Source organism: uncultured Psychrobacter sp., from assembly GCF_947500265.1.
In the GTDB taxonomy this organism is placed as follows: Bacteria; Pseudomonadota; Gammaproteobacteria; order Pseudomonadales; family Moraxellaceae; genus Psychrobacter.
Map to the genome: position 1 here is coordinate 228160 of NZ_CANMRN010000005.1, position 20675 is coordinate 248834.

Consider the following 20675-nt stretch of genomic DNA (forward strand, 5'->3'; position numbering starts at 1 on the left):
CCCCTCCTCACATGCTCTTCAAAAGTAAGGACCTTTATCATGCCTGTATTAGAAAATAAAGACATCACTCTGAATTATGCCACTTTTGGCGATAGCAACGACCCTGCCCTAATATTTTCCAATTCTCTAGGCACTAGCTATCATATGTGGCAACCACAAATCGATATCTTACAAGCCGATTACTTTATCATTTGCTACGATACTCGTGGTCATGGGAAGTCATCAGCACCTAATGGCCCTTATAGTTTGGCTCAGCTTGGGCAAGATGTGATCGATCTGTTAAATCACCTACATGTTGATAAAGCATTTTTTTGTGGCATTTCAATGGGTGGTATGACTGGTCAGTGGCTAGCCATTAATCACCCAGATCGCTTTGAGCACTTGCTATTGTGTAATACCGCAGCCAAAATTGGCTCAGAAGCACCATGGCTTGAGCGTGCGGCATTAGTACGTGAGAACGGGCTGGACGATATCGCCAAAACAGCAGCATCACGTTGGTTTACAGCTGGTTTTATTGAACAGTATCCTGATGTGGTTAGAGCACTATCCAAGGCTCTTGCGGCTGGTAGTGCAGAAGGCTATGCCAGCTGCTGCGAAGCGTTGTCTACTGCCGATACTCGCGAGCATCTAAAAGATATTCGCGTACCAGTTACAGTGTTGGCAGGCTCTCAAGACCCTGTTACTACCGTTGCTGATGGTCAGTATATGGTTGATAATATTCCAAACTCAACGCTTGCCACGATTGATGCGTCACATATATCAAATATCGAACAGCCAGACGTATTTACTCAGCTGATACGCCATTACCTAAATACTTAAATAAGTATTATTATTTTAGCTAAGTGATAGCGGAGCTTGCTGGTACACAATGAAGCATATTGCAGGCGCATCCAGACGCATTAAGTGATCTTAATCTTCGTGCGGGTTCTATGGGGCCAAAAGTTGCATTGGGCTTGCTAGTTTGCGCGTGCAACTGGAAACACCGCTATTATCGGGTCATTGACTAATATTCGTCAGACACTTGAAGGAGGTGTTGGTACACGTGTTTCAATGGAGTACAAAGGCCTCACATATGCCGCTGCATCTCCAAAGAACGCAAAGTAATTCCTCAATGTCATCCGTAGTTTTAAGATATAAAATATTTTTTGAGTTGTTCCTAAAATAATCGGCTTAGCAGTTTGCTATAAGTGGCTCTATTATATCGGTCTGTTATTAAGTCTGAGTGATGAACCCTGCCCTCAAATCCATATAATTAAACTTGAGATACTTTAGGGCGTGTTGAACATTCAAAGCTTCAACCAAAAATAGGCACAAGCGAGAGCCACCGTATTCTCATAACTTTGCTTGAGCTTATCAAATCTAGTTGCAACCGCCCTATAGTTTTTTAACTTAGCAAAAGCATTTTCTACTAAGTGTCGAGCCTTGTACAAGTGCCAGTCCATATGGTTATTGGTGGACTTAGTATTCTGTTTTCGAGGAATATTATTAAAGCAACCTGCTTGTTCAATATGGTCTCGCAGCGGATCAGAATCATAGCCCTTATCGGCACATAGCATATCTGTACCACTTAAATTAATCTTATCAACTAAGTCTGGAGCCACTTTTACATCGTGAGTCGTACCATCTGATAAGATAAAAGTAATAGGGTTGCCGTGAGCATCAACCGCCAAATGAATCTTGGTGGCGCGTCCTGCCACACTCTTACTAATGGCTTGTTCCACCTCATTGCCACCATTACTGTGCTGATGTGCTTTAATGTGTGTGCCATCGATAAACACCCATTCACAGTCTGAGTCTTTCATTAATAAAGCGAACAGCGCAATCAGTTTATTGCTACGAAACCAGCGCTGATAAGCCTTGTAGACGGTATTAGGCTTACCAAAGTAAGATGGCAGATCACGCCAAGGACAGCCAACACGCATACGATATAATACGCCTTCGACTGTTTGTCTAAGATTCCCTTTGTCATAGATATTAAGTTCTAGTAATATAGGTCTTAGTCTTGTCCAGTGTTGATCTTTGAGCATTGTACGAGGCATAGCAAACGATGTCTTTTTTGTGTGAGAACTTAAAGACTAACCGTTTGCTATTTTTTTGCCATCGTTTTATTACCAATGTTCAACACGCCCTAGTCATGCAACCTAAGAATAATAACTAAACCACATCTGCCTTGGCGATCTATAGTCTAAACCTTTTTTAATTCTCGTTTTACTGTGAGCACAGCTCTTGCCTTGCGTCGTTGCAAAGCAGTGCTTTGCTAATCGCTTCTCATTATAATCAAGCTCAACATACTTAATAATATCGTTGATGGCTCCAGTTCTTATTTCAAAGTCTTGATGATACATAAGCTCATTCTTCCTTGCGGAGCAGTGCTCCTCACCCGAAAAGCTTTATATGTGTGCGTTATCAAAGCAGTTGCCTTTGCCACTAACTGAGCCGTCAAAGTGATGCTGCTTGATGATGTGATACGCTTAGCTACAATACTAGGTATGCTGAAAAAAACATATTGCCCTAACACTATGGCCGCTCTTGAATAAATCAAGTATTTTTTTGATAGTCATACTTTTATCAAGTGCCGCAGTCTTAGATTTGTGGCGTACAACATTATCAACAATAGAATATTTTCAACAGCATAAAGAGATAAAATCTTGAGTGCAGGGTCATCGCTAGCCGCTGATGTTATAGCCTACTAAACACTTATTATCTTTAAAATTATTTAGCTGACTTTCTTAATATCGGGGTTTAATTACAAGTATTTTTTATAATTATTAGCTTTATAAAAACAAGCATTCATATTTGAATGACTAAGTGATAAAATAGTAGTTTAACACTCTTATATGATTGATTATATTATGAACATAAGATTTGATTTTTATACGCCAAGTGAGATTTCCGAGATTTTAGGTGAACGCTTAAAAGCGCAGCGACTGGCATTAAACTTAACACAAGTCGCTTTAGCAGATAAGGCTGGTACTGGCATCAGTACTGTTGCTCGTATTGAGTCTGGTCAAGGTGGCACACTAGATAACGTGATTCGACTCGCTATGGCTCTTGGCATGGTAAATCACTTTGCTGAATTGTTTGATGTAGTACCTACCAATATAGAAGAGGTTATCGCTAAACAAAATACACGCCTGCGTGCCTCAAATAAAAGCTGACATAGGGTAGCCATTTCAATGTATCAACCGATATCAATTGTTAACGTTTACTATCAAGGATTTGGTGCCAAACGTCTTATTGGCAAATTAACGATGGACGGACGACACCCTGCCTTTGGCTATGATGCAGCGTGGCTGGCTGATGGACTGGAGCTGTCACCCATTGAGATGCCATTACGAGCAGCACCGTATTATGGTACTCATGCTTCAAGCCATTACCTATGCGGATTATTATCAGACAGCTTACCCGATGGTTGGGGAATGCTACTCATGGATAGGTTCTTTCGAAAAACAATGTCTCATGCTACGTCAATCAATGTTTTAGATCGCCTCGCTTATATTGGTAATTCAGCAATGGGAGCACTTAGTTTTGAGCCACAACAAGATTTATCAGGCGCTGATATCGATATTAATGATTTTACTTTAGCCAAACTGGCCGCTGCCAATCAATCGATTTTATCTGGACAAGATAGTGACATATTGGCTGAGCTAATCGTCATAGGCGGCTCACCACAAGGTGCAAGGCCAAAAGCACTTGTCCTATATGATGAGGGAGCCGAGTTTATTGCTACGGATTTAACAAGCGAACAGCCATCCGCAACGCCGTGGCTGATTAAGTTCCCTGCCCAATCTGAGCATAAAAGCGTTTGTCTATTAGAGTCACTTTATGCTGATATGGCTAAGCAAGCAGGCCTAAACATGCCTGCGCATCATTATTTTGATATCGGTGAAAAACATGCTGCTTTTGGGGTTGAACGTTTTGATCGCATGGGCAATCAACGCGTTCATACTCATACGCTAGCAGGTTTATTAGACATTGATTTTCGCATCCCATCACTAGATTATCTGCAGTATTTACGCTGCGTGCGTATGTTGACCCAATCACAAGTTGCTGTAGAAGATGGTTTTAGACATGCGGTATTCAATATCATTTTTAACAATAAAGACGATCATAGCAAGAACTTCTCTTTTATGATGGACAAGGCTGGCAGGTGGTCATTGTCGCCTGTCTATGATCTCGCTTATAACTCAGGTATGAATGGTTATCACCAGATGGATGTGACTGGTGAAGCTCAATACCCTACCCGATCTCACTTATTAAAGTTGGCTAAACTTGCTGATATTAAGCAAAACAAGGCACAAGCTATTATTGATCAGGTAGCATCAGTTGCTGAAAACTTTTTGACTGTTATTAAAGATCATAACATTGAGAAAGAATTATCAAATCAGGTCATTCATGATATAAAAGCCAATCTCAATCGGATGGCAAATCAATAGACCTTAAGAAGTTGTTAAATTTGTTGTTAAAAATAAATACTTAACTACCTTATCCCTTAATAATAAAGGGTTATGCTAAGTTAGGCGTTGCGTGGTGGGCGCACCATCAAATAATATTAGAAGTAATAAAGAAACCCCATAGCCTATACGCTGTGGGGTTTTTATTATCTTTCAAAAGCTATATTTAATTAATATCTAAACAAATATATTTAGTTTCGACATACTCTTCGATACCATACTTTGAGCCTTCACGTCCTAAGCCGGATTCTTTGATACCCCCAAACGGTGCCAACTCTGTCGTCAGCATTCCAGTATTGACTCCGACCATACCCACTTCGAGTGCTTCAGCAATACGCCATACACGCCCGATATCTCGGCTATAGAAATAACCTGCCAAACCATATTCAGTACGATTTGCGAGAGCAACGCCCTCTTCATCTGTTTCGAATTTAAAAATTGGCGCAATAGGACCGAAAATTTCTTCATCTGCGACGCGCATATCGTTGTTGACGTCGGTCAAAATAGTTGGCTCAAAAAAATTGCTACCAGCCTCAACTCTTTGACCACCACATAATACAGTTGCTCCTTTACTTTTCGCATCAGTAACCAGCGCCTCCGCATTATCTGCTGCAGACTGAGAAATCAAAGGCCCTTGTGTTATTCCTTCTTCTAAACCGTTACCAATTTTTATATCTCGTACTTGCTCTGCTAATTTTTTGGTAAACTCATCATAAACACCTGCCTGTACAAAAAGACGATTGGCACATACACATGTTTGACCGCTATTACGGTACTTGCTCATCATTGCGCCTATCACAGCAGCATCTATATCTGCATCATCAAAAACGATGAAAGGTGCATTACCTCCCAATTCTAATGACATCTTTTTGACAGTATCAGCACACTGTTTCATTAAGATTTTCCCCACCCGCGTGGACCCAGTAAAGCTGATTTTCTTAACTAAAGCGTTTGTAGTCATCTCCTTTCCGATCGCTATCGGATCACCTGTGACTACGCTATATATACCGTCAGGAACACCAGCTTTCTGAGCCAAATAAGCCATTGCTAACGCAGAATAAGGCGTTTCCATTGCAGGCTTGACAATCATCGGGCATCCCGCTGCTAGCGCAGGACCTGCTTTGCGGCTAATCATAGAGTGCGGAAAGTTCCATGGGGTAATAGCTGCAGTGACGCCAACAGGTTGTTTAATCACTACTAAACGCTTATCTGGCATGTGCCCAGGGATAAAATCACCGTAGATACGTTTCGCTTCTTCAGCAAACCATTCTAAGTAATCCAGCCCGCTTTGTATTTCACCTTTTGCTTCAGCGATGGGTTTACCTTGTTCATGGGTCATTAAGACAGCCAAGTCTTCCATATTTTCAGCAATCAGCGTGTGCCAACGACGCAAAATACTACTACGTTCCTTACCTGTTTTTTTCGACCAAGTTGATTGAGCGATATCTGCAGCTTCAATGGCGCGTCGAGTCTCGTCACTTCCCATCATTGGTACAGTACCAATCAGCTCTCCCGTTGCAGGATTCAGTACTTCATGGATTTCTTTATTATCAGCATCACACCACACGCCATCGATAAAGGCTTGTTGTCTAAACAACGCATTATTCTTTAATTGCATTTCTCACTCCAACTGGTTTTTTAGGACTACAACAGTCCGCGTGTGGTCAGCACTTCACGGGCAATTCGAAAGCACTCTACACCTTGTGGTACACCGCAATAAATCGCAATAGCATGTATAACAGCGCGTATCTCTTCAACAGAACAACCGTTATTAATTGCTCCATTTAGATGCAACTCCCATTCATGCATTTTCCCCAAGGCAGCAATCATGGTTAAATTCATTAATGAACGGGTTTTGGCATCAATCGTCTCATCGCCCCATCCAAATCCCCAGCACCATTCGGTCATGGCTTCTTGAAATGGACGGTTAAAATCGTCAGCAGCTTGTAGGTTTTTCTCGACGTACTCAGCACCCAAAGTGGCTTTGCGTTGAGTAATCCCCAATTCAAATCGTTGTTTGTCCATTACTACCCCCTATTACTGTTTATTAAGATGCAACCCCATATGGCAGGCTTCATCAATGTGTTTTCGACAAGCTTCGATTGCCGACTTACTGTCACCTTTGGCAATACTATTAACGATATCTTGCAAGTTATTGGGACCTTTAGCAGCACGTTCTTGTGTAGATAAAGTCATAAAACGCAAACGACCAATACGTCCATTCAATCTCTCCGTTAACTCCCATGCGACCGTCATACCAGCCGTCACGAATAAATGCTCGTAAAATGAATAAGAATGCGCCAGCGCCTCCACCACATCTCCTGCATGTAAGTTTTCTCGAATCTGAACTAAGTGATTTTGTAACTTATCTACTAGCTCAGAGGTCACTTGCTCAGCACAATAGCGAACTGCTTCGCTCTCTAGCATCGTACGTAAATGGTAAATTTGGCGAATCTCATCACTTTCTAAAACAGCAACTGAAGATCCTCCCGCAGAAAACGTCACCAAGTGCTCACTTTCTAAATGTCTTATACATTCACGTACAACAGTCCGGCTGACACCCAACTGCTCACAGATAGTGCGCTCAACCAAACGCTTACCTGGTTCAAGCTGTCCAATCATGATCGCTAAGCGTAACTGTTCTAATGTTGTCTCTTTCAACGTTTTTGGTTTTTCCACTTTCTCTAACATACGACCTCTATTTTGTAAGATGTAAATGCAGAGTATAACGACTGTGAAGCAAAAAAACAGTACGCTTTAATATAGTATTACGGTATACCATAATATTTTTTTTCAAAAAAAGCTAGTAATTAATTTAATACCGTATTATGGTATACCAATATTGTTAAAGATTATTCATCACTGTAGGGAACCAATAATGCTAAAACCAGAAATCAGAAAAATCGTAACTTTTGAGGAAGAAACGTTCATTGAAGGATTCAAGGCCGCTGATACACCGCTTAGAATGTTTGCTGTTGCGGCGGTGATTACTAACCCGTGGGCAGGACGTTATGTCGAAGATCTAAAACCTGAGATTCAAGCCTTCGGTCCTGTATTAGGTAAGCTAATGACCGATAAGATCATCGCTCTAGCTGGCGGTGCAGACAAAATACAAGCGTATGGCAAAGCGGCTGTCGTTGGACTTAATGGTGAAATCGAACACGCCTCAGGCCTGATTCATACGCTGCGTTTTGGCAATTTTTATCGTGAAGCTTTATCTGCCAGTAGTTATTTATCGTTTACTAACATGCGTGGCGGTGCAAACTCCCCCATTATGGTGCCGTTGATGGATAAAGATGATGTCGGTCGACGTTCACATTATCTGACCATTCAATTCGCCATTCCAGATGCCCCTCGTGATGATGAGGTAATCATCGTCTTAGGAGGTGCTACTGGTGGCCGTCCGCATCATCGTATTGGTGATCGTTATCAAGACTTAGAAGATTTGGGCCGCGATCTAGATAATCCAGCAGCCGTATAGGGAGTAGATATTAATGAAGTGGTCACGTAAAACATCCAACGGAATCGCTTATCATTACAGTGTAAATGCCAGTGATAGCGTTAATGAAAAATCCACCCCAATTGTTTTTATCCATGGTGTGGGCTTACGAGCAGAGAGTTGGTACCAACAGCTGTCTGTATTTACTAAACACTATCATTGTTATGCGATTGATATGCCAGGACATGGGGAGAGCGATTTATTATCCAACCCTGTCCTGACGTTGGAAGACTTTTCTGATGTGCTAACAACATTCATTAATAATGTTGTGGGTCAACCAGCCATCATTGTTGGTCACTCATTAGGCGCGATGATGGCGTTACAGACTGCCGTATCGTCTCCCAAAGTAGTACTCGGTATCGCGGCATTGAATGCGATTTATAATCGTCCAGATGAGGCGGCTCAAAATGTACAAGCTAGAGCCGAATCACTCATCAATGATCTCAATCAAAATGTCACTGAGCAACCAATAGCCAGATGGTTCGATGGCAATCCTAAATACCGCTCAGAGGCAGAGCTATGTCAAAAATGGTTAGATAATGGCAGTCGCTTAGGATATGCACGAGCCTATCAGATGTTTGCACATTTACGTGGTATTACAGAAGCGGACTTGCGACCCATTACAGTACCTGCGTTATTTCTAACAGGCGAACTGGATGTTAACTCTAAGCCCGAAATGTCACTGGCAATGGCAAATATATTACCCAATGCTGATGCCGTTATCGTACCCGAAGCCCGTCATATGACTCAAATGACACATTCGAATACGGTTAACGCTGCATTGGCAACATTTTTTACTCAATGTGACTCACACAATATGACGCTTGCTTAATCTAAAAGCACGCCTATTTTTAAAAAGAGGTTCTCATGAAGCAACTTGATCCTAAAACCCTACGCAAAGCCTTTGGTAGCTATATGACTGGCGTTACTGTGATAACTGCGATGTCCAATGAGGGCAAACCTGTTGGCTTCACTGCTAACTCCTTTACATCAGTATCACTGGATCCACCACTTCTACTAGTATGCCCAGCAAAATCGTTATCTAGCTTCGATGTATTCGCTAATTGTGAACATTTTGCTGTCAATATTTTGAGCGAAGATCAACAGAACATCTCGAACATCTTTGCGGGCTCAAAAGACGAGCGCTTTAGTCAAATTGAGTGGCATAAAGATGAATACGGCAATCCAATTATAAAAGGTGCCTTGACACATTTTTCTTGTAAAACAGACCGTAATCTCGACGCTGGTGATCATCACCTCTTGATTGGTGAAGTGCTTGATTTTTCATCTCGTGAAGGATATGGCTTGGGCTACGCGTCTGGAGGTTATTTCAGCTTAGCACTAGAGCGTGAAGCCGCAGAAATCAGTACCCAAGAAAAACATGTCAATGTGGGTGTGATTATAGAGCACAATGGAAAAATCCTACTCAGTCAAAAGGATGGCAAAGCAACCTTGCCTAGTACGACTACCGATGACAATACCAATGCCGTTAGCACGATCCAACAGTTTTTAGCAGACCGTAATATTGACGTTCAGTTGGGCGCTGTCTTCTCTATTTATGAGAATACTAAAACAAATACCAATTACATTTTTTATCGAGCTACCGCTCAATCGGCTGACCCTAAAGGGCTAGGTGAATATATCTCAATCGATAGTATTTCCGAACAGCATTTTATTACACCGGCCATGAGTTCGATGATGACACGCTACGCAACTGAAAGTAAAAATGGGTTGTACGGTGTATATGTCGGTCAAGAAGAACACGGCAATGTTCATTAAACTTTATATTTATCGTCAATACTAAGTTAAAAGTCACACTAAAAAATAAACAAAGGAATTGTGTTATGAAGTTTTCTTTATTTTTACATATGGAAAGAATTGATGAATCACAGAGCTATCAACAGCTCCATAACGATTTTATCGAGCTAGCAAAAATGGCTGACCAAGGTGGAATGCATGCCATCTGGACTGGTGAACACCATGGTATGGATTTTACCATTGCTCCTAATCCGTTTTTAAACCTAGTTGATCTGGCTCATCACACTAAAAATGTGCGACTGGGTACAGGTACAGTCATTGCGCCATTTTGGCATCCTATCAAACTTGCTGGTGAAGCAGCAATGACTGATATTCTCACCAAAGGAAGATTGGATCTGGGAATTGCTCGCGGCGCCTATAATTTCGAATACGAACGTTTAATGCCTGGTATGGATGCAATGGAAGCTGGCGGGCGTATGCGTGAGCTGGTTCCTGCTGTACAGCAATTGTGGAAAGGCGACTATACCCATGATGGAAAATATACCCAATTCCCATCGACAACTTCAGCGCCAAAACCTTTACAAAAAGGTGGCGTACCAATGTGGATTGCAGCACGTGACCCTCACAGCCACAACTTTGCGGTAGAAAATGGTTGTAACGTTCAAGTCACTCCACTGTGGCAAGGGATGACAGAGATTCAAAATCTAATGACTGCTTTTAACAATGCCAAAGCTGAACACGGCGAAGGTAAAAACCCGAAAATCATGCTTTTGCAACATGCTTATGTTGGTAGTGATGCGAATGACGTTGCTGAAGCGGCCAAATGTATCAGCCGTTTCTACTGCTATTTTGGCGCGTGGTTCAAAAACGAACGTCCTATTCGTCAAGGACTGCTTGAGCCATTGAGCGAAGAAGAAATGGCAAAAATCGACATGTATGCTCCTGAAAAAATGTTAGAAAACATGCCTATTGGCACATCTGATCAGGTCATCGAAAAACTCAAAGTATATGAAGAATTGGGTTATGACGAGTTTGCATTTTGGATTGACTCTAGTATGACTTTCGAGCAGAAACAGGCATCCTTGCGCCGTTTTATTGATGACGTCATGCCAGCATTTGCATAACCATACTTAGTTTCTAGTAAATGATAAACAGATAACCCAATAAGAAATTTGGAGTACCACCATGGCCAAACCTCATTATCAACTCTATATCAATGGCGAGTGGTGCGAAGGGAGCACCAACCAAGTCCTAGACAGCTATAACCCTGCGACGAATGAAGCATGGGCAACTTTTGCCTGTGCTAGCCCTGCTGACGTCGAACGCGCTGTCGATGGTGCCAAGGCTGCTTTGAGCAACCCTGAATGGGCTAAGATGACTGCCACTCAACGCGGAAAATTACTGTATCAATTAGCAGATCTAATCGAGCAAAACGCCGAAAAACTAGGAAGAATTGAAACGACAGACAGTGGCAAACTGGCTCACGAAACTGTGGCTCAAACTCGTTATGTCAGCGATTATTATCGTTACTTTGCAGGGCTAGCCGACAAAGTAGAAGGCGCTACACTACCAATTGATAAGTCAGATATGCACGTTTTTACTACACGTGAACCTATTGGCGTAGTAGCTGCTGTTGTTCCATGGAATGCGCAAATGTTTTTAACAGCGACTAAGCTAGGACCAGCGCTAGCAGCAGGTTGCACTATCATTTTGAAGGCTTCTGAAATAGCGCCCTGCCCTATGTTTGCTTTTGCAGAGCTCGTGGAACAAGCAGGCTTCCCTAAAGGTGTCGTATCTGTAATCACAGGTGATGCTGAAAACTGTGCCATTCCACTTACTAGCCATCCCGACGTAGATAAAATTGCATTTACTGGTGGGCCCGATGCAGCAAGACATGTAGTCAGAAACTCTGCCAATAGCTTTGCAGTTACTAGCTTAGAGTTAGGTGGTAAATCGCCAATTATCGTCTTTGATGATGCTGACTTAGAAAGTGCGGCCAACGGTCTAATTGCTGGAAACTTTGGTGCTTCTGGACAGTCTTGTGTGGCGGGTTCTCGCGGGTTTGTTCATCGCTCTATCCTGCCTGAAATTATCAGACGTGTAGAAGAAAAAGCGAAAAATATTGTCATCGGCAATCCTCTTGATACCAGTACTCACGTAGGTCCTTTATGTACTAAAGCTCAAGTCGATCGTATTAAAGATACTCTTCAGAAGGCAGTTTCACAAGGCGCTACCATTCGTTTCGGTGGTCAGCCTCCTACCGACCCTGCTTTAGCTAGCGGCAATTACTTTACTCCTACCTTAGTCGAATGTCCTCATACTGATATCGAAACCCAAAGCGTTGAGATGTTTGGACCTGTAATGTCTTTGGTGGCTTTCGACACTGAAGACGAAGTCATTGCTATGGCAAATGACAACGTCTATGGCTTAGGCTCTGGTGTATTTACTCAAAACTTAGCGAGAGCTCACCGTGTCTCACAACAGATTCGTTCAGGTATTTGCTGGGTAAACACCTATCGAGCTATCTCTCCTACAGCACCCTTCGGTGGCTACAATCAGTCTGGTTATGGCCGTGAAGCTGGTAGCGAATCTGTACTTCAATATACTCGTACAAAAACGACATGGATCAATATCTCAGCGGAGCCGATGGCCAATCCTTTTATCATGAGGTAATGAGTAAATGTCATTAGAGGACTTTGTTTTGAAGAGAATGTTATAGCTATTTGTCTGATCTTTGCTAAAAAAATCTTCCATGATTTTAGATCTACCTTAAATAAGATATGAAAAGGAATTTACAGTGGAAAATGCCAATGATACTCAACAAAACAAAGTTCGCGATTATGCGATTGATGAATATGTACCCTTAGACGCAAGATACTATGGTGGCAAGGAGATGATGTCCACATGGATCTGCGCAAACGCGAATCCTACTACTTGGTATATGGGCACCATCATGGGTGCTTTGGGTTTGAGTGGAGTCATTATTGCCTCTTTAATAGGTAACCCAATCGTTTATATTATTCTAGCCTTAGTGGGATTCATGGGCTATAAAATAGCGTCAACTAACATGGGTTTGTGCCGAGTACCTTTTGGCATCAAAGGTAGTAAATTACCGTCCGTTCTTAATGCGTTACAATTCGTTGGTTGGTGTGGTGTAAATACTTATATTGCAGCCACAGCGTTATCTACGATAATCACCTCCTTTACTGGCGGCGATATTTACTCCGCGGGTAATATTATTATCTCTGTTCTTCTAATTCTATTTGTTTCAACTGCTACCGCTGTATACGGGGCTAAATATATCTCCAAAGCGCAAATGATAGCTGTCGTTTGTCTAGTAGTGTTAAGTGTTTGGATATCATACAAAGTCTTTACCTTAGTTTCTTTTGCTGATCTATGGAATTGGTCATTAGCAGACAACCCAAAGAACACTACTTGGTCCTTAACCATGGGTGGTGGTCTAGATATTGTCTTGGCTAATGGCTTTGCATGGGTCATGTGTATCGCTGATTATACTCGCTATACGACTAGCAAAAGAGCAGCTACAGTTTGGCCAATGCTTGGGGCAGCATTTGGTATGCTCTGGTTTCTTATTGTTGGTGCCGCTGGTGCAATCGCCGTTGCCGTTATGAACAATGGTTTGTTTGACCCATACTCTGCAGATTTGGCTTATATTACTGGCACGTTGGGCATGGGCATGGTAGCAAACATATTAATTGTCATCTCTACCGTTGCCGTTAATATGATCAATATATATTCGGGTGGCTTTTCAACTGCCAATATTATCGAAAAATTACCAGCCAAAATCTCAATGATTAGCGTGGGTGTGTTAGCTGCTCTCATTGGATTCTCCCCTCTAATACTAGGCTCCTTCCTAGATACTTTCCAAGTCTTTCTCATTTTCCTAGGCGCATTTTTTCCAGCTTGCATCGCTATTATGTTGGTTGATTACTATCTAATGCGTAAGCAAAACTATGACATTACTAAATTCAACGACAAAACTGGACCGTACTGGTACGGCAATGGCATCAATATCATGGCTATTATCTCTTGGTTTATAGGTGCAGGGTCATACTTCTTTGCTCCGAATATCTCTTTTGTCAGTAATACTATAGGTAGTGTGTTCTTTAGTTTCTTAGTGACTTGTATTGTTTATTACCTTCTAGGTAGAGGTGCAGCAAACAAGAGTGCAGCTAGCACTCAGAACGTTTCAGTCTGAATCTGAAATATGAATATTGAGAGATATACAGCATAAAAAGGAGTAATAACCATGTGTTTCTCGGTCATAGCAGGGCGTAATACCACCACAACAGGTTACGTAATTATGGGTGTAAACAATGATTGGCCAGGTAGTCCAGGTCAAGTCCATCACAAACCTCATAAATCGTATGGCAGTGAAGATACTTTTCTCACCGTAAAGGGTATAGAAATACCACAATTGCCAGAGACATTTGCCTACACATATACAGTTTGTGACTATGAAACAGGTACTCGGCATCTTTCATGGGCTGATGGTATGAACGAAAATCAGGTTGCAGTAGGCATGACAGGTGTCTATAACTTTCACAACAACCAACAAGATACAGACATCTTAGAAGCTGATGATCTATCAATTTTAATTTTAGAAAGAGGTAAAACGGCTAGGCAATCTATTGAAATGATTGGTGAACTAATCGATCAATACGGCTACACCGTATCTTCTATAGAAGGCGGTTCTGGTGCCGTTACCATAGCAGTAGCCGACCCCAATGAAGGATTCTTCTTAGAGGTTGTTCCAGGTGGGCTATGGGTAGCAAGAAAGGTAAATAATGATGAAGTTGAATGCCGCCCTAACTGTTTTGGTACACAAGAGATTGATTTTTTAGACGATGATACATTCATGTATTCATCACATCTGCGCTCATATGCTCTAGCGAGCGACCTATATCATGAAGGCGACACTTTTAATTTTTCCAAAATTTTTGGTCAAGGACCGATTGTTTCGGAGGCCTTCGGTGGTACAGATAAGGATGTAAACAGACTGAGAAGATATAACTGTGTACATAGATTATGTGAGTTAAAACATAATCCTAGTTTATACATTTATAAAGGCAAGCCTAGTAAAAAAATATCTATTTTAAATATGATGGATATTTTGCGCGATACCTTTGAAGGAACTGAATATGACTTATCCAAATACCAAGAAGCAGGGATGGCTCGCAACCCTCTTTGGATGGAGGTAAGCCACAGTATTGGACAGAGTGGGACCGTTTTTTCCATGGTCTTTGAGTTTAAAGGCAATAAGCGCTTTTCTGAAACCGATGAAATGCAAGAAGGGTGTATGTGGATAGCACCTGCAGCTAGTAAGTTAAGTTGCTTCGTCCCTTTTTATATAGTGACAAGTGACATACCTCACCCTTATCAAATAGCATCCACTGGTGATTATGACTTAGATTCAGCTTGGTGGGCATTTCAAGAAGTCGGGCAACTTTGTTACCGAAATTATGACGCTATAGCCAACAAACTAGTAAAGCCTGAGTTCAGCAAGTTGCAACAAACATTTTTCTCTGAACAGTTGGCTTTGAATAATAACTTGGCGACTTTAGATAAAGATAAATGTATTGGCGAGTTAGCTAATTTCACTCATGACAGTGCTACAAAAGCCTATAAAGAAGCATTGAGACTAGGAAAATATATAAAGGGTAAGTATCTGAGCAATACCATCGTTGAATGGCTATAAATTAATAATTCATTGCATTTAGTTTTAAGGAAGAAACTATGCCTATTCGTCCCCCATTGACAGAGTTAACTATAAAAACTCATGACAAAGGTTTCTACAAAGGTTTTAACCGTATTGTCACCATAACATCGAAGGTTTTGGTGACATTAGTTGTTATCTGGATTTTAAGCGACATTGATCGTTCCGGTGCGATTCTGGATAATATGAAAAACTGGTCTTACACTAACTTGAATAGCTACTATACGTATTCTGTCGCTTTTTATATATTTGTTTGCCTGACCGCTATTTTATGGCCATCGTTTGGACGCACTAAACTTGGCTCCGACCCTAATGGGAAACCTGAATTTTCAAATTTTTCATGGTTTTCCATGATTTTTGGGGCAGGTATTGGTATTGGTGTACTCACCTATAGTGCTGCCGAACCTATTTGGCATTTGGCAAACAATCCTGACACTATTATGTCCAAAGAAATAATCATGTCAGCGTTGAATGCTAATGGTCTCAAGCTACCTCAAGGTGCTGATGTATTCAATTTTTATCAAGACCAAGTGGCGGCCAGTGCTTTAACTGCTATCGATGGCGTGGTATTACCCAAAACCGAGTCAGCACTAGACGCAGCCTTTCGCTACTCTTTTCTTCACTGGGGTATCAGTGCTTGGGCAACTTATTGCTTAGTCGGTATTTGTTTGGCGTATTTCAGTTATTCTCGTGGATTACCATTAACCATGCGCTCAGCATTAACACCTTTATTTGGTAGACACTTAGAAGGGTTATTGGGTCATATCATTGATATATCTGCAGTAATTGCCACGATATTTGGTATTGCACAAACAATTGGTATTGGCTTAAGCTCTTTTGCTTCCGGGCTATACAGTATTACTGGTATTAATTGGTTGGTGACTAATACCAATAACCCTGAGCCAACAACTGGAGCATTATTACTATCGTTGTTTGTGGTCATGTGCCTAGCGATGATTTCTGCTTTGTCAGGTGTTGGACGAGGCGTCAAGTGGTTAAGTAATATCAATATGATATTGTCATTTTCCCTTTTAGCTTTTTTCTTGATTTTTGGGGCCTCTATGTTCGCCCTAGAAATGCTAGGCAAAGGGATTTTTACCTACGTCGTGCACTTGCCTGCAATGGTATTTACCGTCTGGGAACCCAATACTGAATTGGGTAGCTGGCAAACCAGTTGGTCTATTTTTTACTGGGCATGGTGGATTGCTTTTGCACCATTCGTTGGTATGTTTTTAGCACGTATTTCCAAAAACCGTACCATTCGTGAATTTGGATTGATTGGTATCGTAGCGCCTAGTCTGACACTGTTTGTTTGGTTCTCTTTCATTGGTGGTACTGGCATCGATTTAGAATTAAGTGGCATTGCTGGTGGCAAAATATTTGAGTCAGGGTTAACCGCTCAGCTATTCGAGATTATTGGCTTTATGCTAGAGCCGACTATGGCAAAAATATTATCAGCGATGGTGGTTGTATTGCTATTAACCTATTTGGTTACTTCTGCTGACTCTGCGCTGCTAGTTGTCAATATGCTAAATGCCGGAGGTGAGGTCGAAGTTGAAAATGGCCAAAAACACATCATCGTGTGGGGTCTTGCTCTAGCTTCCGTTATTGCAGCATTATTATTAGCTGGTGGATTGAGTGCTATTACCTCAGCTATGATTATTGCCGCAATACCCTTTTCACTTATCATTATTTTGATGGCAATTAGCTTATTAAAAGCTCTTATTTTAGATAATATAAGATCAAGAGAAAAATGATTAGTGTGTATGTAAAGCATCACCTGTGTCAGAACTCTTATAATTAGACTGGTATTTCATAAAGGCTCTGTCTTTGTAAGAAATCGAAATCTTGCTGTACCTACGTAACGGATATGCTATTTAGTTTATATCACTACATAGACAAAAAATCACCCTCGCTATTTAAGTAAGGGTGATTTTTTAGGTTTGGGAAACCACTTTCTAAGGAAGTAAATAAAATACAAGTCGTCCTTCTAATACTACATACCTGACAGTCCAAGCGGAAAAAATATTAACCGAACTGTGATTTTCTAAGTAATAGCTCTCTCAATATTATGGTGTTTGTAATATTGACATATATAGCATTAAAAGCCTATACATTAATTCTATTTTTCTTAAGTGATATTATTAATATTAAGGTTTGAACCTGATTTTAGCTATTTTATTAGATCATATTATATTTATGTATTTTTGCTAAAAAGAAATATCAAACTTTATAATTTCTTCAATAAATTTGGCTTCAATAGCGGACAAAGCACGATGCTTGTGCCAAAAAATATATACAGGTATATCAGCAATCCCATCTTTCGGGGGTAAGCGTCTAAGCTTAGATACTAGATGAGTAGCAGCAACAAAATGATCTGGCAAAGCACCTATGCCATATCCAGTATAAATCAGTCGAACCAGCTCATCTAAATTATTTGTATAAGCACTAACATGACCAGTAAAATCATGGGCTTCTTTAAATAACGTTATTGGTGAAAGAACATCACCAATAGCTTCGCTATTAAATGCAATAAAATTTTCTTCTAATATATTACTAATGCTCAGATTTTTTACTGAGAACAAAGGATGGTGATATCCACAATATAGGTAATAACGTTGATTGAAAAGTACCTTTTGATTGAGAGTATCGGATGTATGCTTTGCTAAACAAATACCAATAGCAGGGTTTTTCTGCTTTAAATCATTCAAAATATCTGTACTTGATTTGACCGTCAAATCTAACGTAATATTCGGATATTTTTTTTTGAAATATACTAAAAAATCATTATATTTGGGGTTATGAAGCCGGCTAACGACTAATAGTTTAATATTACCTTCCAGAAGATGTAGATTACTGCCTTTCATCGCTTCAATAGAGGTAATCTCTGTAAATATCGTTTGAGCAACTTGAAGACAATAACGACCGATCGGTGTGAGCTCTAGCGGCTTAGTATTACGAATAACAAGCTGGTTTTCGAGCTGCTCTTCAAGCTTTTTGAGATTTTGGCTAACTGCAGATTGTGTAATGTTTAGACGATCAGCCGCCGCACTAATACTCCCCTCTTCACATATAGCAATTAATACGTGGAGTAATGTCCAATTTAAATTGTCTGCTAACTTCCGTTGTATCATAGTAATTTCAGCACTTATATTCTAAATATATTGATATGAAAGGTCTGCCAAAGGTATGGAGGACTTAGTCTTCGCGATATATACTTAGCCTCCGAGTCCTCAACTCACCTCTCATTATTGTTATCAGTCCATAATACAATATAGCTAGAGATAGTGAGTCAATATAAAAGCTGACTTATTGTATGGCTTGTCATAACACCTCTTTGTCATAACAAAATAATTAACACCTAAATTGTTAGCTCATTAAGATCTGTAATCATATGCAGCACAGCAAGAAGCCTAACACTTAATGTTAAGCTTCTTTTTGAAAGTATTGAACAGCTTTGCCAGCTTGCCTTTATAAATTTAACAACTTGTCATAAACAATTATTTTGAAATAATTATCTGATTAATAAAATTATTAAGGATTTAACTCAGCCGGATCAGTAATCACATGCATTACCACTGTTTTGCGATCTTTACTTACAACTCGCATAGCCTCTGCCACTTGCTCTTCGACTCGCTCATCATTATTTACTGTAATACCATAAGCACTAAAAGACTGCGCCATTAAAGCAAAATCAGGGTTTTGAAGCTGTGTACCCGACACACGATCCGGATAATGAGCCTCTTGATGCTGACGAATAGTACCAAATTGACCATTATCCATAACAACAATTAAAATGGGAGCTTTATAACGTACCGAAGTAGATAATTCTGCCTCGTTCATCATAAACTCACCATCGCCAGTAACAACAATAGATAAACGCTCAGGAGACTCTAGGGCAGCAGCGATACCGGCTGGTACACTATAGCCCATTGCCCCATTCCTACTGCTTAACTGACTTGGAAACACCTTAGTTGGTAGAAATTTCTGCGCCCACAAACAATGGTTGCCAGCACCGAAGCTATATACAGCATCTTCTGGAATAATTCTGACCAGCTCTTTCATCACCAAAGTCATACTGGCATACTTTTCATGACTATTGGAAGAAAGAGTAATTTCTGGGAAAGCGCTGTCTTGACGCTGTTGTTTATGACAGTGCTTGAACCATGAGAGACGTGGCTGAGCATCAATTTCGTCAAGTTTATATTCAGCAATTGCCTTTATAAAACTAATAGGACTTGCGGCGATATGAGAAGTGGTAGCGCCGCTATGACCGCGTAAGCTGGTATCTAAATTGACAACATAATTGACTTGATCGAATGATTGACGCAAGGTGTAACCATCACTAGCCACATCGCCAAGCACAGTACCTATTGTCAACAACATATCCGCCGAATTTAGTAATTCTGCACATTCATCTGCTCTACCATATCCTAAGTAACCTGCATGAGCGGGCGAATCAAATGGGATTCTGTCAGAGGCCCGCCAATCATGTATGATGGGAATATGATTATCTTCCGCAAACTTAGTTAATTTTTGACATGTTTGAGCGTCCCAATTTTGACCACCAACAAATATTAAAGGTTTTTTAGCCATTGATAGTGCATCAATTATTGATTGCAGCTCTAATTGTGTAACTGTGCCTTGAGCGACAGGAATCACAGGGTGATTCTGATTTTCAAATGGCTGCTGAATAATATCTTCAGGTAATCCAACTACGACAGGTCCTGGTCGACCTTCCAAAGCCGCATGAAATGCTTTGGCAACAATTTCTGATGCCCTAGAGACTTCGTCAAGAATGAAGACTCGTTTGCATTGACTACCGAACCACTGTATCGGATCAAACTCTTGGAATGACTCACGCTGCCTATCAGCGATCGGTATAAGGCCGACAAATAATATTAGCGGTACACCGTCTTGCCAAGCCGTATGAATGCCAGTATAAGCTTGCGCAGCGCCTGGACCACGGGTCACCATGGCAATACCAGGTTTACCTGTAAATTTACCATGTGCATCAGCCATATAAGTACACGCAGCTTCGTGACGACAAACAATGGTTTGAATATCAGAGTTATAAAGGCCATCAAGTACTGCTAAATAGCTCTCACCCGGTACTATAAACGCTCGATCTACTCCGTGTTGCTTAAGGCTATCTACAATGGCTTGACCGCCATGTTTTAAATCACTCATTTTTTACCCCTAAATTACTTTAAATACTGTTAACCAT

17 protein-coding genes and 1 pseudogene are annotated in these 20675 nt (G+C 40.8%); 11 read left to right on the plus strand and 7 right to left on the minus strand.

Annotated elements, in window-relative coordinates; genetic code table 11:
• Nucleotides 1–39 precede the first annotated feature (39 nt).
• Nucleotides 40–819, plus strand: a complete 780-nt coding sequence (pcaD, locus tag Q0788_RS09390; RefSeq protein ID WP_298809996.1) for a 3-oxoadipate enol-lactonase — start codon at nucleotides 40–42, stop codon at nucleotides 817–819.
• Between the two features lie 467 nt (nucleotides 820–1286).
• Here pcaD and Q0788_RS09395 read toward each other — a convergent pair whose 3' ends face one another.
• Together Q0788_RS09395 and Q0788_RS09400 are read right to left on the minus strand one after the other, a co-directional pair.
• The gene (locus Q0788_RS09395; RefSeq protein WP_298809999.1) at nucleotides 1287–2039 is read right to left on the minus strand and encodes an IS5 family transposase; all 753 of its coding nucleotides are present in this window, start codon (nucleotides 2037–2039) and stop codon (nucleotides 1287–1289) included.
• 102 nt (nucleotides 2040–2141) lie between these two features.
• A pseudogene (locus Q0788_RS09400) lies at nucleotides 2142–2495 on the minus strand (hypothetical protein); the annotation flags it as partial.
• A gap of 357 nt (nucleotides 2496–2852) precedes the next feature.
• On the opposite strand from Q0788_RS09400, the gene Q0788_RS09405 reads away from it, so the two are divergent.
• Nucleotides 2853–3158 (plus strand): helix-turn-helix transcriptional regulator, encoded by a 306-nt coding sequence (locus Q0788_RS09405; RefSeq protein WP_298810005.1) that lies wholly within the window; start codon nucleotides 2853–2855, stop codon nucleotides 3156–3158.
• A gap of 18 nt (nucleotides 3159–3176) precedes the next feature.
• Entirely contained in the window at nucleotides 3177–4436 is a 1260-nt protein-coding gene (locus Q0788_RS09410; protein ID WP_298810008.1) for a type II toxin-antitoxin system HipA family toxin, read from the plus strand.
• A 184-nt stretch (nucleotides 4437–4620) separates the two neighbouring features.
• Here Q0788_RS09410 and Q0788_RS09415 read toward each other — a convergent pair whose 3' ends face one another.
• From Q0788_RS09415 to Q0788_RS09425, 3 genes are read right to left on the minus strand one after another with little or no spacing between them, the layout of a single operon-like run.
• A complete protein-coding gene (locus tag Q0788_RS09415) occupies nucleotides 4621–6072 on the minus strand; it encodes an NAD-dependent succinate-semialdehyde dehydrogenase (RefSeq protein WP_298810011.1) in 1452 nt (483 codons plus the stop codon).
• Between the two features lie 26 nt (nucleotides 6073–6098).
• Entirely contained in the window at nucleotides 6099–6479 is a 381-nt protein-coding gene (locus Q0788_RS09420) for a carboxymuconolactone decarboxylase family protein (RefSeq protein WP_298810013.1), read from the minus strand.
• A gap of 12 nt (nucleotides 6480–6491) precedes the next feature.
• Nucleotides 6492–7145 (minus strand): GntR family transcriptional regulator, encoded by a 654-nt coding sequence (locus tag Q0788_RS09425; protein WP_298810015.1) that lies wholly within the window; start codon nucleotides 7143–7145, stop codon nucleotides 6492–6494.
• Between the two features lie 187 nt (nucleotides 7146–7332).
• Between Q0788_RS09425 and Q0788_RS09430 the strand changes: the two genes are divergently transcribed.
• The 8 genes from Q0788_RS09430 to Q0788_RS09465 all read left to right on the plus strand — a co-directional run bounded on the left by Q0788_RS09430 (nucleotide 7333) and on the right by Q0788_RS09465 (nucleotide 17205).
• Nucleotides 7333–7935, plus strand: coding sequence for an amino acid synthesis family protein (locus tag Q0788_RS09430; RefSeq protein WP_201567675.1), 603 nt, complete (start codon nucleotides 7333–7335; stop codon nucleotides 7933–7935).
• Between the two features lie 13 nt (nucleotides 7936–7948).
• A complete protein-coding gene (locus Q0788_RS09435; RefSeq protein WP_201567673.1) occupies nucleotides 7949–8785 on the plus strand; it encodes an alpha/beta hydrolase in 837 nt (278 codons plus the stop codon).
• 35 nt (nucleotides 8786–8820) lie between these two features.
• Entirely contained in the window at nucleotides 8821–9732 is a 912-nt protein-coding gene (locus Q0788_RS09440; protein ID WP_298810025.1) for a flavin reductase family protein, read from the plus strand.
• A gap of 65 nt (nucleotides 9733–9797) precedes the next feature.
• Nucleotides 9798–10835, plus strand: a complete 1038-nt coding sequence (locus Q0788_RS09445; RefSeq protein ID WP_298810027.1) for an LLM class flavin-dependent oxidoreductase — start codon at nucleotides 9798–9800, stop codon at nucleotides 10833–10835.
• Nucleotides 10836–10896: 61 nt separating this feature from the next.
• The gene (locus Q0788_RS09450) at nucleotides 10897–12384 is read left to right on the plus strand and encodes an aldehyde dehydrogenase (protein ID WP_298810032.1); all 1488 of its coding nucleotides are present in this window, start codon (nucleotides 10897–10899) and stop codon (nucleotides 12382–12384) included.
• Between the two features lie 124 nt (nucleotides 12385–12508).
• Complete coding sequence (locus Q0788_RS09455; RefSeq protein WP_298810034.1) at nucleotides 12509–13930, plus strand: cytosine permease; 1422 nt, start codon at nucleotides 12509–12511, stop codon at nucleotides 13928–13930.
• Nucleotides 13931–13981: 51 nt separating this feature from the next.
• Complete coding sequence (locus Q0788_RS09460) at nucleotides 13982–15430, plus strand: C69 family dipeptidase (RefSeq protein ID WP_298810037.1); 1449 nt, start codon at nucleotides 13982–13984, stop codon at nucleotides 15428–15430.
• A gap of 38 nt (nucleotides 15431–15468) precedes the next feature.
• Entirely contained in the window at nucleotides 15469–17205 is a 1737-nt protein-coding gene (locus tag Q0788_RS09465; RefSeq protein ID WP_298810040.1) for a BCCT family transporter, read from the plus strand.
• A gap of 453 nt (nucleotides 17206–17658) precedes the next feature.
• Here the strand turns inward: Q0788_RS09465 and Q0788_RS09470 are convergent, their stop codons facing one another.
• Complete coding sequence (locus Q0788_RS09470) at nucleotides 17659–18582, minus strand: LysR family transcriptional regulator (RefSeq protein WP_298810043.1); 924 nt, start codon at nucleotides 18580–18582, stop codon at nucleotides 17659–17661.
• Between the two features lie 400 nt (nucleotides 18583–18982).
• Nucleotides 18983–20638, minus strand: coding sequence for a thiamine pyrophosphate-binding protein (locus tag Q0788_RS09475; protein ID WP_298810046.1), 1656 nt, complete (start codon nucleotides 20636–20638; stop codon nucleotides 18983–18985).
• Nucleotides 20639–20675: the final 37 nt, after the last annotated feature.